Source organism: Ancylothrix sp. D3o, from assembly GCF_025370775.1.
GTDB lineage: Bacteria > Cyanobacteriota > Cyanobacteriia > Cyanobacteriales > Oscillatoriaceae > Ancylothrix.
This window is the reverse complement of the sequence record NZ_JAMXEX010000007.1, coordinates 143,248-157,280: the sequence shown is the minus strand read 5'-3', so window position 1 is coordinate 157,280 and position 14,033 is coordinate 143,248. Positions and strand designations below refer to the sequence as shown.

Annotated in this window: 6 protein-coding genes; 2 read left to right on the top strand and 4 right to left on the bottom strand. The window is 42.1% G+C overall.

All coding sequences use genetic code 11. The features are described from left to right. Positions 1 to 14 precede the first annotated feature (14 nt). Positions 15 to 731 (bottom strand): DUF928 domain-containing protein, encoded by a 717-nt coding sequence (locus tag NG798_RS14675; protein WP_261224260.1) that lies wholly within the window; start codon positions 729 to 731, stop codon positions 15 to 17. Between the two features lie 64 nt (positions 732 to 795). Then, the gene (locus tag NG798_RS14670; protein ID WP_261224258.1) at positions 796 to 3,657 is read right to left on the bottom strand and encodes a tetratricopeptide repeat protein; all 2,862 of its coding nucleotides are present in this window, start codon (positions 3,655 to 3,657) and stop codon (positions 796 to 798) included. Positions 3,658 to 3,887: 230 nt separating this feature from the next. Here NG798_RS14670 and NG798_RS14665 point away from each other — a divergent pair, with 230 nt between their 5' ends. Continuing rightward, positions 3,888 to 4,913 (top strand): hypothetical protein, encoded by a 1,026-nt coding sequence (locus NG798_RS14665; protein WP_261224256.1) that lies wholly within the window; start codon positions 3,888 to 3,890, stop codon positions 4,911 to 4,913. A gap of 312 nt (positions 4,914 to 5,225) precedes the next feature. Here NG798_RS14665 and NG798_RS14660 read toward each other — a convergent pair whose 3' ends face one another. Then, positions 5,226 to 5,801 carry a gamma-glutamylcyclotransferase gene (locus tag NG798_RS14660; protein WP_261224254.1) on the bottom strand — a complete coding sequence of 192 codons (576 nt, stop codon included), beginning with the start codon at positions 5,799 to 5,801 and terminating at the stop codon, positions 5,226 to 5,228. 261 nt (positions 5,802 to 6,062) lie between these two features. Here NG798_RS14660 and NG798_RS14655 point away from each other — a divergent pair, with 261 nt between their 5' ends. Further along, positions 6,063 to 6,695 (top strand): response regulator, encoded by a 633-nt coding sequence (locus tag NG798_RS14655; RefSeq protein WP_261224416.1) that lies wholly within the window; start codon positions 6,063 to 6,065, stop codon positions 6,693 to 6,695. A gap of 26 nt (positions 6,696 to 6,721) precedes the next feature. On the opposite strand, the gene NG798_RS14650 is transcribed toward NG798_RS14655, so the two are convergent. Next, complete coding sequence (locus tag NG798_RS14650; protein WP_261224252.1) at positions 6,722 to 13,813, bottom strand: non-ribosomal peptide synthetase; 7,092 nt, start codon at positions 13,811 to 13,813, stop codon at positions 6,722 to 6,724. Positions 13,814 to 14,033 lie beyond the last annotated feature (220 nt).

The window sequence follows — 14,033 nt, the reverse complement described above, 5'->3', positions numbered from 1 at the left end:
AATAACCTTATTTTCTAGGTTCCAGTAGGTAAAACAGGCTCAGAAACAAGATTTTCTAATCCTACTGATTGTAGCAACTCTTGCCAGCTTTCCGGGTAGGAATTTCGCATCGGCGCTAAGTTGACAAGAGTTTCATTCCAGATTTTTGCTTCTGCATAAATTTCGGCTTTTTCTACAGGTGTCGTGGCATTTTCGAGATTATTTTGAGCCTCGGCGCTGAGTTCGGTACGCTGAATTAATCCTTGCACGAATTCATCTTCAGCACGATTTTCTGCATTGCAAGTTAATGAAAACATCCAAGTATTATACTTGCCGGTTTCTAAGGAAACTGTATCAGGTAAATTAATTTGCAAAATTCCTGGTTGCGAGGGAATATCAAACTCATCAACATAGATATCATTGCCTTCGTCATCGACTACCACAAATTGACCTTGTTTAGCAGTTGTTTGTGGCACATAGATAAAAAATGTGGGGTTGGGAGAAACGGTAATACCAACATTTTGACGGGTAGGCATTAAGGCGGTTAGAGGTATTTTTCCTTCTGTACATTTTACATCACCGTTGCGCGTTCCTCCTCCCGCTGTTCTGGCCGGTGATCCTCGTCCCGATGGGGGGGGAAATTTAATACTAATTAAGCGTTGAGAGTGAGGCAATGCTGCAATACTAACAGAGGGAAAAATTAAACTGGCAATAATTCCTAAAACGAGAATATTTTTGCTTTTCATATCCATAAAATTACCTTTGTATCCTGTTGCTTTTGCAAGCTAAAATCTAAGCGAATCAACAAACACCACTCTACTGCCATTCACCTTGAAGGGTGAAACCGGCCCAGAAAAACGGCGTTTGCCAGTCTTTTTGCTGCCACATTTCGATTTGTGCAGCGCGTAAAGCGGCAGTTGGCGTTAATCCTTGTTTTAGCATTCCCTGATAAAAATTTGTCATTAATTCTGCCGTTGCTTCATCATCCACACTCCACAAAGACACCACTACCCTTGCCGCACCGGCATACATAAAACCCCTTGTTAATCCTACCAACCCCTCGCCACGAATTTGCTGCCCTAAACCAGTTTCGCAGGCACTTAAAACAATTAACTCTGCCGGTAAATTTAAATTAAAAATATCAGGCAAAGCTAGAAACCCATCTTTGGCGATTCCTTGTTCATTCACCAGCGATAAAACTAACCCTGATAACTCTGGTTTGCTGCTATTTAAAATCCCGTGTGTGGCAAAATGCACAATTTTGTAATTGCTTAACTCCGCACTCGTTGCCAAATCGCGGTTGGCGGCAAAACCAAAAGCTTTAGTTTTCTCAAAATCTGGTACTAAAGCTAAAATTTCTTCAGCTTCCGTGCGCGTAAAAGGCAGCCTTTTAAAATTAGATCCAAGCGCTTTAAACGTTGAATCATTGGCGGGGGATAGCGGTGCGAATTCAAGAGATTTTACTTCTTTGACTCGCTCATCATTTTTAGCAAAAACCGGATCTGCCAAAACTGCTAATGTTTTAGACGCAGCTTTCCTTCCTGCAAGTTCCCGCCGCAAAACTCCAATTGTTGAAGCTGAAGGTAAACTCACCAATTCATTATCAACTATTAAAGGCACATAATCTTCATTTTGCTTCGCTTTCGTCAAAGCAGCAAAAGGAATATATTGCAATGCTCCATCGCTGACAACTAACAGACGTTTATTGTCTAATTTTTCCGCCACCGGCTGCAAAATCATCTCACTTAAAGCACGAGAAAATTGTAAGGTTTTTTGTCGGCGTATTCTCAACGTAGGAACCATTACAGAATCCCGAAATTGTCGAGAAAGGCTTTCAATTTTTTCGCGCGACGGTAATTCATAGCTGGTGATTGAATCTTGAGTAACAAGCCATAAATAACTGCGTTCTTTCCCCAAAGAATACTCCAGCAATACGGTATCTTTATCCAGCACTTTTTCCTGAATTTCCGCCAGCGTTAAAGGTTGTGGTTGTGTCAGTGCTGCATAGCGGGGACTTGTCTCTCGTATTTGCGCTTGCACGTCTCGGTATTCATTTAAAAGATTAGTAATTTCTGTGGAAATATTAATAATTTGCTCTTTTTTATAAATCCCTCCTAAAAGTTGTGATCTTCTCTCTTCTAATGCCGCCAGTTGTTCTTGCAAGGTGCTTTCTTTTTCTAATAGTTCCGGTTCTACTCCTTGGCGAATTTCTGCCCCTGCTTGCGTCAGAATTTCTAACAGCGAACGAGCGCGTCCTCTTTCACTTGCTTGCAATGCCAAAGCTTGATAATTCTTGTTAGGATAAAGCTTGTGCATTTGCATCAACAAATCTATGTAAAATTCATAATAATCTTGCTTGGAAGCAAAGAAAGATGCCCGTAACTCCTGCGAATCTACTTTTGTTCGCAAATCTTCGATAATTTCTAGGGCTAACTCTATTTCTTTTTTGGCTTCTTCCAAGTTGCCTTGCTCTCTTTGAGCGATAGCAATTCGATATAATGTTAGCGCTTCTTTGGGACGATCTCCGACTTCTCGGCGGAGTGTTAAAGCTTGGTTATAATAATTTAAAGCTTTGCTATTATCCCCTGAATTGGCATAGACAAATCCTAAATTATTTAAGGTACTCGCTTCCCCCCGTTTATCTCCGGCTTGCTGCCACAAAGGTAAGGCTAGATTATAAACATCTAAAGCTTTTTCTAATTCGTTTGTATTCGCATAAACAAAGCCAATATTATTTAACGTTGTAGCCTTCCGACGTTTGTTTCCGGTTTGTTGCCATAAAGGCAATGCTTTTTCATACAATTCTAAGGCGGCGGGATATTGATTGGTGTTTGAATAAACTAAGCCAAGATTATTTAAAGTTAGGGGAATGCCGGTTTTGTCTCCAACTTCTTGATAAATTTCTAAAGCTTGATTATAAGATTCCAAGGCTTGTTGATACTGCCCTAAACTATCGTAAATTGCACCTATATTATTAAGAGTTGTTGCTTGCACTCCTTTTTCGCCCATTTCTCGCCATAAAGGCAAGGCTTGATTGTAGGCATCTAGGGCTTTTTGATATTCGCTTTTAGCATCATAAACAACTCCCATGTTATTTAAAGTGTAGGCTTCTCCTCCTTTGTCTTTTGATTCTTTATACAGGCTCAGCGCTTGTTGATAGGCTTCTAAGGCGGGGTCAAATTTCCCTAAATCGGCATTGAGTAAACCGACACTATTTAACGTATCAGCTATTGCTATTTTGTCGTTTAATTCTTCATATAATTTCAGAGCTTGATTATAAGTTTCTACGCTTTGGACTTTGTTGCCCATGCTGTTATAAATAGATGCCATTCCTGATAATGTTTCCGCTTTTTTAGTTCGTTCTCCTAAAGTTTGATAAAGTTGTAATGCTTTTTCCCATCTTTCTAAGGCTTGGGGTAAGGATTGAGGTGTATTTTGTTGAAAAAGGTCTAAACCTTCTTTAAAAAGTCTGTCGGCTTCTGTGCGGCGCGTATCCATTGGCACAGTAGGGGTTTGTTGGCTAATTTGCAGGGGTTTTGCTAAAGTTCCAGTCACCGGAACTGGTAATAATATCAAATTCAACATTAAAAGCAGAACCGAAGGTTTAATTTTGAAGGGGAGGTGGCCGTAAGGGTAGCTTTTGTGGTGGGAAGGCATAACGGTTAAATGTTTAAACATTGACTGTGAAGTATATAATAATTCTTCCAAAGTTGCTACCCATTATCGGGACAATAGGCATTATTTGTTGGGTTGGTTTGAAACCTTTTTGTGGTTGAATTCGTCTGTATTGTTTTTTGATTTTGAGAAAGTTGGACCGAGTAAAAAAGCTAACACTGTTTAAAATACGGATTTGCCAAGAGTTGAGGGTATGATAAACAGTGTTTTGCTATTGATGGGAAGTTTTATAGATGAATAAGCTTTTAAAAGGCTGTAAACCGGCTTTTCTCTGGGTTAGTTTATTTTTGGGGATGGTGGTAACACCGGCTTTTGGGGAAACAGCTAATACTGGAACTGAAACACCGGCATTTGATAACGCTGAGGTTTTGGATTCCCAACAAATTGATATGATTGCCACAAATGGTATCCTTGCTCAGATGCAGTCTGGCCGTGCGCTGGTTGTGGAAGAACTGAATGGAAAAGTGATGATTAATGGCAGGCCGGCTCAAGTGGGGGATCGTTTGGCGGCGCAGGATGTATTAATGACGGATGTTGATTCGACGGCGCGTTTACGGGTCGATAGTTTTATTGGCGTGGTGGAGGTGGCGGAACTTTCGACGCTGGAAATACAAACGCTGTCGGGGCCGGTTGGTGTCAACCCTAATCAAGTAACGGCGCTTGCGGTTCCCAGGGGAAGAGTTAGGCTTTCGATTGCTCGGTCGGTGGCTAGACCGGCCCGCAATTCTGGGGTGGAAAGTCAAGAAGTGGCCGGTTTACCGACGCTGACAGGCTTGGGAATTAATAATTTATCGCAAGATAGTACGACAGTGAGCAGTTCGCCTGTGCGGGTGCGGACACCGGCGGGGGTAGCTGGGGTAAGCGGTACGTCGTTTGGGGTAGATGTGAGTTCCACCGGCAAGACGGGTGCAGATACAATTGATGGTCAAGTGGCGGTGGCCGGCCAAAACCGGCAAGTATTAGTAAATCGTGGTTTTTTTACGGTGATTAATCCAGGGGAAGCGCCGGTAAGTCCCTTACAAAGTCCAACGATTTCTGATTTAAAAATGTTTCGCGTTTTGAAGTTAGGACGGACAAGTGCGCGGATCATTGGTCAGGTTGATCCGATGGATTTAGTTTATGTTGATAACGTGGAAATTCCTACGGATGCGGAGGGAAAATTTAATACCATTGTTCATACTCCTCCGAGTCGGAGGATTAAAGTTGTCGTACGCGGGCCTTCGGTGCGGGAGCGTTATTATATTATTGCCCTTGATTAGTTGCTTTTTTAGGGTTGATTGTTGAGCAAAAGTAGGGCCGATAACTAACTATCAACCCCCCAGATATCTTGGTTGCCAAATTATTTATGATGTCTGGTTGTTTTAAATGATTTTCATAGCGTTTTTCATCTAATTGGGATAAAGAAAAACCCGGTTTCTTTTAGGAACCTGGTTATTAAAAATCGCTTCTGGAATTAATTTAAAAGAGAAACGCTATAAGCTAAGAAACGGCATTTGAGGCTAAGGGCTAATTTCCCTAAATTCCTACTGAAAGTCAAAATACGCCTCAACCGGCCCCAACTAGACAAATGACTAAGCACATAAACGAGTGGGTTCTTGATATTCGCGTTGTTGAAGTTGATACATATGGTTAAATAGTGTCCAGCAATATTGTTCTGGTAGGCCGCAGGTGAGGGCGCCGCGTAGTACAACGTTGAAGTACCAGTCGTTGGGGGCGAGTTCTTGGGGGAGTTTGTTGATGACAACGTAGGTGCGGACGTTTGTGTAGGTTTGTCCGTTACTGTGAATTTCGACTGTTTCGTGCCGGTAGCCGCCTCTGGGGACGTCTTCGCGTTCATCTAGGAGGTGGCTGAGTCGCCAGGGTAGTTGGTAGAGGACTCCTTGGACGCTGGCGGTGGGATCTTTCACGATGTCTAATACGCCACAGTTTCGCCGACTTGAATGGCAGTAAAATCCGAGGCGGTATCCTTTGAGGGTTGCTGGGCCGATGACGTATTGATGAGTGTTTTCACCTAATGAGCGCTTCAGGTCAACCGGGCACATACAGGAACCATAGGCGAAGTACAAGAACATGGGTTCGCTGTGATGGAGGCCGGTGGGGGGCTGCTGTATCCAGGTTTTGTGAAGCTGTGGAGGGTGAAGGCTCATAGGTTTTTATTTTTCCTTCTTTTTAATATTTGCGATTCTATCAGAGGTTTTGGGAAAATACAACAGTATCTCGCTAGGATAACCGTAGATTATTTTTGGGGAGGGGGAAATGTTATAAAGATGATGGACGGAAAGTGGCCGGTGGCTTTTGGTGCCGGTTAATTTAGGGGTGCCGGTTTGGGTTGATAGTTTTTGTTTTGGGGCGTCGTTATGAGTTTTGAGAAAGCTTCTACTTTAAATTTACGGGCTGAGTCTGGGCCGATCCGGCTGTTGATTATCGAGGATGATCCGATGATGCAGTTGGGGTTAGAGCAGAGTTTGGCTGCTTATCCTCAGCTATTGGTGGTGGGTCAGGCGGAGGATGGCTATTTAGGGGTGGCGGCGGCGTTGCGCTTAAAGCCGGATTTGGTGGTGATGGATATTGGCCTACCGCGTTTGGATGGAATTGCGGCGACACAACAAATTAAGCAGGCTTTGCCCGGTGTGCGGGTGGTGATGTTGACTTCGCATACAACAGAGACAGAGATTATTGCGGCGTTGTCTAGTGGGGCGGATGCCTATTGTATTAAGGGGGCGAGTGTTGATCGTTTGTTGTTGGCGATAGAGGCGGCGATGGAAGGGGCGACGTATTTAGATCCACAGATTGCTAAAAAGGTGGTGGAACATTTGAGGCTGCCTGCGGCGATGCCGGCGGGTAGTTTTGGGCAGCTTTCAGCGCGGGAGTTGGAGGTTTTGCGCTTGATGGTGGACGGGTTGAGTAATCCTGAGATTGGGGCAAGGTTGTTTTTAAGTCCGAATACCGTTAAAACCCACGTTCGCGGGATTATGAATAAGTTGGCGGTGGATGATCGGGTGCAGGCGGCGGTGGTGGCTTTGCGGGCCGGGTTGGTTTGAGTTTGAATTTGCCGGGGCGGTTTAAGTTATTTCTCCACTTTCTCCAAACAATTTTTTATCGCCGCTGCCAAAAAGCGCACACGAGGCTCAACAATCATTGTGGAATGATGCCCCGGCACCTCGACAATTTCCATACCTCCAGCCACTAAATCACCCCATCCCAACAACGGATCGTAAGAGTTTTTTGTCGGGCGTTCAAGAGAACGAAACAACGTTATACTGCCTGGATAAATTTGCGGAACATAACTTCTTACTGCCTGCATATTTCCTTGGATAACTGCTGTTAAATGTTCCGGAAGTTCAGAAGGAGAAGGCAATCCTCGCCACAAATAAACCTGCTTATTTATATATTCCCACAGCGCCTCTATTTTCCACCAAATCCGATCAATTATATAAATGATTTTATCTTTATTTCCCTTGCGAGAAAGATTCAACCAATGAATTGAAAGCTGCTCCAAAAATGGAGGTTCTTCCTCATCTAATAATGTTCGGCTAAACGAATCAAACAACCCCAGAAATGCCAGTTTTTCCCCCTCCCTAATAAGCTGTTGTGCCATTTCAAAAGCTATCAACCCTCCCAGTGAATGACCTGCCAAATAGTAGGGCCCCTGCGGTTGTACAGAGCGGATTTCTTGAATATAGTTAGCAGCCATTTCTTGCAAATTGCTGTTAGGAAGTTCTAGCCCATCGACGCCCCGCGCTTGCAACCCATAAACAGGCTGATCTTTACCTAAATATTGTGACAATAGCTGGTAAGAAAGCACATTTCCACCAAGTGCATGAATGCAAAACAAAGGCGGTTTGCTTCCTTCTGGTTGAATTGGCACTAACAACCGGCATTGCGTCTTGTTATCGCTTCGCAAAATCTGGGCTAATTGCTCAATTGTCGGAGCTTCAAACAACGTGCCTAGCGGTAATTTTTTGGCAAATTTCTTTTCAATTTCTGCAAATAAACGCACCGCTAATAAGGAATGACCGCCGATTTCAAAAAAGTTATCTTTGATGCTAATTGAACGAATTTTTAACAAGTTTTCCCAAATTAATTTTAATTTTTTTTCAACTTCATCTTGAGGGGCTACAAAATCTTTTTCTCTTTCCAAGTTGTTAAAAACCGGCACCGGCAATGCACGTCTGTTGACTTTTCCACTGGGAGTCATTGGCAATTTTTTTAAAATCACAAAAGCAGAAGGTAGCATATAGTCGGGCAATTTGGCTTTTAAAAAACGGCGCAATTTATTGCCAGAAATGGTTTCGCCAGAATGCGGCACTACATAGGCGACTAAACGCTGACTTTCCTCTGCTAAAACCGGCACTACCACCGCTTGTTTTACTCTACCATCTTGTTCTACCAAGTGTTCAATTTCGCCGATCTCTACGCGAAAACCGCGAATTTTTACTTGATAATCGCTGCGTCCAAAATATTCAATAGTTCCGTCTGGCAAATAACGCCCTAAATCGCCGGTTTTGTAAATGACAGATTGGGAATTAGGCAGGGAGTTTTGGGGAAATAATTCACTTGTCGCCAGCCCCAAATCTTCCATTTTTATAAAACTTTTTGCCGTTAAGTTAGGCCGGTTTAAATAACCGCGACTAACTCCATGTCCGCCGACATAAATTTCACCCGGAACTCCCACCGGCACAGGTTGAAGATGTTTGTCTAAAAGATAAACTTGGACATTAGATAAAGGCTTTCCATTGGGAATAAATGCGCCATAATTCATTTCTTGGTGAGGCTGATGCCACGTTACATCCCACAATTCTGATAAGCCATAAAGATTCATTAAAATTGCTTCCGGCATTTGTTGCTTAAAACGATTTGCTAACTCGGTAGCTAACGCTTCTCCTCCACAAAACCAGTATTTTAATTTGGGCAATTTGTTTTGTAAATTAGTTTCTGTATCGAGCAAAATCCGCAGTAAAGATGGCACCAACATCAGGCGGGTTACATGATATTTTGCTAAAGTTTCAATAAGGCGAGGGGGGTCTTTTAAAACTTCATTGCTGATAATAACTGTAGGCAGTCCGTGCATTAATGGCATGAAGATTTCCCAAAGAGAATCAACGAAATTTAAGGATGTTTTTTGACAGCAAACTTCGTTTGGTTCTAAGGGGTAAATTTCTCCATAAAAACGGTTGACTGGACAGCGGTGTAAAGCCATGACACCTTTGGGGGTGCCGGTGGAACCTGATGTGTACATTACATAAGCTAAATTGTCAAGTGTTACCCCAGATATCGGGTTTTTTTCACTTTCATCGGCCAGTATTTCTTCTTGATCTAAACAAATAATTTGCCCAACTTTTGCTGATAACTCGCTACGCTCTTTAAAAATGCGAGATTTGGTGAGTAAAACCGGCACTTTTGCATCTTCTAATATTAAATTTAGCCGCTCTGCTGGATAATTTGGGTCAAGTGGTACATAGGCTCCACCGGCTTTTAAAACTGCCAAAACAGCGGTAATTAACTGAATTGATCTTTCCATACAAATGCCCACCAAAACTTCTTTTTTCACTCCTAGTTTTTGTAAGTAGTGGGCTAGTTTATTCGCTTTGGCATTGAGTTGTTTGTAGGTAATGTTATCTTTAGTTTGGGGGTCAATAACCGCCACCGCATCGGGGGTGCGTTTTACTTGCGCTTCAAATAACTGATGCAAGCATTTATCTTGTGGATAATTTTGCTGGGTGTTATTCCACTCAATTAAAATTTGATGACGTTCGGGTGGGGTTAATAATGACAGTTGGCTTAACGGCAAATCAGGGTTTTTAACAACTGCATCAAGTAAGGTTTCATAGTGTCCTATCATCCGCTCTATTGTCGCGCTGTCAAATAAATCTGAACTGTATTCAATGCGGCCAGTTAATCCTTGCACTGTCTCGTAAAGTTCCAGCGATAAATCAAATTTAGAAGTGCCGGTATCAATATCAAAATGACTCGCACTCCATCCAGCCAAATTTGGGGCGGGAGGTTCTAAAGTAAATAAGATTTGGTAATTTGTTCGCGGTTCGATGAGGGGTTGGTGAGCATAAGCTTCTAAGGTTAATTCTTGGGTTTTTTGTAGCAATTCTGTAAATGTTAATTCGCCGTTAACAGAAGAGCGAATAATCAGAAGATTGAGGAAAAATCCAATTAATTTTTCGGTTTCTGCAAAGTTTCTTCCCGCAGTGGGGGTAGTGATGGGGATATCTTCGCTGCCGGTGTAGCGGTAAAGCAGGGTTTTGAAGGCTGCGAGAAGGGTAACAAATAACGTTACACCTGACTGCTTAAAAAGCGTTTTAAGGTTGTCTGTGAGGGTTTTTGACAAAAATAAAGGTTGCCTTGCACCGCGATAGGTTGAAGCTTGCAAACGGGGCCGGTCTGTGGGTAAATCTAATGTGGGTAAATTAGCAAGTTTTTGTTGCCAAAATTCAGTTTGGGGCTTGAGTTTGTCGCTTTGATTTACTCTGCGAGAATAAGCGCAAAAATCAGCATATTGCACCGGCAATTCTGGCAAGGGAGAACGTTGGCCGGTTTTATAAGCTTCATACAAGGCGGCTAATTCCCGCAGCATGACATCATATAAAGAAAAGCCATCAAAAATAATATGATGAATGGTTAAAACAAGCCGGTTGTCATTTTTCCCAACGATATATAATGTGCCTCTAACTAAAGGCGTTTTTCTTAAATCAAATTTTTGTTTAGCTTCTAAGGTTGCTTGTTTTAAAAGTTCGGCTTCCCGCTGGTTTTCGGGATAATTTTCGAGGTTAATAACAGACAAAGGCCATACAAAAGTGGGTTGGATCACTTGCACCGGCTCGCCATCTACTACATCAAAATTTGTGCGTAAAATTTGGTGACGTTCGATGATTTTATCCAGAGCTAATTGCAAGGCCGGCACATCAATAATGCCAGGAATTGAAATGGTAAAAGGTTGGTTATATAAAGGTAAATCTGGATAAACTTGTGACAAAAACCAGATTTGTTCTTGGCCGAAATAGAGGGGGATGGGGGATTGGTGATTTGTTATTGGGGAGAGAATTTTGCCAGGAGATAATTGCGGAAAGGTGACAATTTGTTTGGCAAGTTCTGCAATAGTGCCGGTGTCGAAAAAGGCTTTTAATGGCAATTGCACATTTAAAGTTTCTCGCACACGGGTAAGGATCTGCGTGGCAAGTAATGAATGACCGCCTAACTCTAAAAAATGCTCGTGAATGCCAATTTGTTCAACGCCAAAAACTTCTGCCCAAATATCAGCAATGCTTTTTTCTAAGGGTGTGCGAGGCGCAACAAAGCTGTTTTCATCACGCAAATTTTCTGGTAGTGAGGGTAATGCTGCGCGGTCTATTTTTCCGTTAGGAGTCAGGGGTAAAGTTTCCAACAATACATAAGCGTTGGGGACTTGGTAAGGAGGTAGTTTTTGTTGCAAAAATTCGCGTAATAAGGGGATGAGTTGCCGGTTAAGTTTGGTTTTTAAAGGATTATTGGCATAAATTGTATTTTCTGGAAAATTCCCGGCAATAATAGGCGAGTTTGATTGTAAGGAATTAGCATCTTTTTCAAGGTTAATATGGCTATCATTCAGAGAGTTTTGTGCGCTTGGGTTTAAATTTTTGAAAGTAGCATCGAAGTATCCGGGGGTGTGGGATAAAGTCAGGGTGATGTCATAGGAAAGTTGTTCGCCAAGTTGCCAGAGTTTTTCTGGATCGATACCTGTTTTTTCTACTTGACGAGATAAAAATTCTCCCATAGTTTCACAACTATTGCTGTTTAACCATTCTAATATTTGGATTTCTCTAAACGTTCTGGCATCTGGAATTTGACAGATTGTGAAGTTTTCTGTTTGGTTTTGTTGGAGATATTCTTGGAGTTGTTCGAGGGAGATCGGAGATGGCAAATTTTCTATTTGTGGACTAAATTCTGAATTTTGGCTGGTTCTTAAAATTACGTCGTACCGAAATTTTGTTAACTCATTCTGAAATTCTCCGCGTTTTAGCTGAATTTCTAAGCTGCCAATTTCGGGGAAATTCTGGGGAAGTTGGGCAAAAAAACTTGGAGAGATAAGAAGTTCTTCTTCTTGTTTAACTTGGTTTTGGATACGCTGTTTTAATTGCTCTCGCTTAAGGTTAGCTGGGGCATTATTAATTTGAATAGAAGCATGAAAAGCTTCCAAAAGCTCATAGTTTCTTACATCGCCTACAAACAAATTGCCGCCAGCTTTTAGCAGGGAAAGGGCATTTTTTATGATGCTGTTTAGGTAGTCAATATTAGGGAAGTATTGGATGACTGAGTTAATGATTATGGTGTCAAAACTTTTAGGTTCAAAGTTTTGCAAGTTAGCAGCATCTCCTTGAGAAAGTTTAACTTGGGGAAGAAAAAATTTTGTGTTTATTTGTTCTTGCAGGTAGTTGATAGCTTGTTGGGAAAAATCTAGGCCGTGATAGTAACTACATTGAGGTGCAATTCGTAATAATAAAAGGCCGGTGCCACAACCAATTTCTAAAACGCGATTTGGTTTGAGTGATAAAATGCGGTCGGTGGTGCTTTCTACCCATTTGAGCATTTCGTTTTCGGGAATAGCGAGGCCGGTGTAACTGCTATTCCAATTACTAAAGTTATATCTGGGGTCTATTTCTGTTGAGGTTTGGCTGTAGGTTTGTTCATAGAGGCTTTGCCATTGAGAAATTTGTTCGTTTTCTTGGGGCAATTGATAGTTTGATTTTGGCAAAATATAGGCAACTAAGCGGCTTTTTTCTGGGGCTGTTACTACGGAGGTTTGGACAGCGGGATGTTGATTTATAATGGCCTCTATTTCCCCTGGTTCAATGCGAAATCCCCGAATTTTTACTTGATAGTCGCTACGTCCGACATATTCAATGTTTCCATCGGGTAAATAACGAACAATATCACCTGTTTTATAAAGAATTGGGAAATCGTTATTAGGGCTTTTTAAAAAGTTGGGAATAAAGCGTTCTGCGGTTAAGGAAGGCTGGTTTAAATAGCCTCTGGCGACACCGGCACTCCCAATATACATTTCCCCGGCAAATCCCTCCTCCACCGGCTGTAAATTACTGTCTAAAATGTAAATTTCTGTATTCAAAATGGGCTGACCAATGGCCGGTGTGTCGGTATTTGTTGAACATTCAAAAACGGTGGCGCAAACTGTGATTTCTGTGGGCCCATAGGCGTTAAAAAATCTTCTGTTATTTGCCCACCGGCTAACCAAATTGGGAGGACAGGCTTCCCCAGCGACAATAATTGTTTTTAATAGTGGTAATTCTTCGGGCGGTAAAAGCGTCAAAATTGAAGGGGGAATGGTGAGAGTTGTAATTTTTAGTTCTTGTAACAATTGAAGAAAAGCCCGGCCTGGTAAAAGGCTTTCTTGTTTTGCTAAAATTAGGGTAGCACCCGGCACCAATGCCATAATTATTTCCCACACGGAAGCATCAAAACTCAAAGAAGCAAATTGCAGAATTTTGTCCTGGGGTTGAATATTAAAAATTTGAATTTGGGCAGCGGCTAAATTACAAACCCCCTGGTGCATAATTTGCACGCCTTTGGGGGTGCCAGTTGACCCAGAAGTGTGAATAATGTAAGCGAGATTTTCTGGCTTAACTGCACTGATGGGCGTTTCTTCACTCTCTTGAGAAATCACCGGCCAGTCGGTATCTAAACAGATAATTTCCGCTCCTTGTTTTTCATAAATTCCGGCACAATTTTCGATATTTAAAAGGTGCTGCTGGGTGAGAACAATTCGCGCTTTTGTATTTCCAAGAATAAAGGTGAGCCGGTCTTTTGGATAGGTTGGATCAAGAGGAACGTAGGCTGCTCCTGCTTTTAAAATTCCTAAAACACCAATTATCATTTCTAGGGAACGCTCAACACAAATTCCCACCAAAAATTCAGGCCCAGCGCCTAGTTTTTGTAAGTGATGAGCGAGTTGATTCGCTTTTTTATTAAGTTCTTGATAAGTAAGTTTTTCCTGGCCAAATATGACCGCTATGGCATCAGGGTTGCCAAGCGCTGTTGCTTCGATTAACTGGTGAATACAAACATCTATCCGATACTGTTTTAGCTTAGTGCTTTCAACTAAAATCTGGTTAAATGTTGTTGAATTCAAATTGAAATTTTGGGATTCTGGTTGCATAAATAATTTTTCTCTTGGAACAGCAGATGTAACGCTATCGCTCACTACGCTTAGGAGCAAGCGGTGCGTAGCGCAACGCAGATGTACCCAGATGTCCGCGCAAGTGGCGCGTAGTGCACCCAAGATGAATAAAAAAGGGCTTCTTGGGTGTTTACAAGAGCTTGAATTTTTAAGGAATTTTGATTATTGACATCATAGCAAAGGAACGTTTGGCCGGCAA

What these genes read in the sequence shown, in the direction of transcription:
- NG798_RS14675 (WP_261224260.1), bottom strand. Translation starts at nt 731, where the DNA reads ATGGATATGAAAAGCAAAAATATTCTCGTTTTAGGAATTATTGCCAGT.
- NG798_RS14670 (WP_261224258.1), bottom strand. Translation starts at nt 3,657, where the DNA reads ATGTTTAAACATTTAACCGTTATGCCTTCCCACCACAAAAGCTACCCT.
- NG798_RS14665 (WP_261224256.1), top strand. Translation starts at nt 3,888, where the DNA reads ATGAATAAGCTTTTAAAAGGCTGTAAACCGGCTTTTCTCTGGGTTAGT.
- NG798_RS14660 (WP_261224254.1), bottom strand. Translation starts at nt 5,801, where the DNA reads ATGAGCCTTCACCCTCCACAGCTTCACAAAACCTGGATACAGCAGCCC.
- NG798_RS14650 (WP_261224252.1), bottom strand. Translation starts at nt 13,813, where the DNA reads ATGCAACCAGAATCCCAAAATTTCAATTTGAATTCAACAACATTTAAC.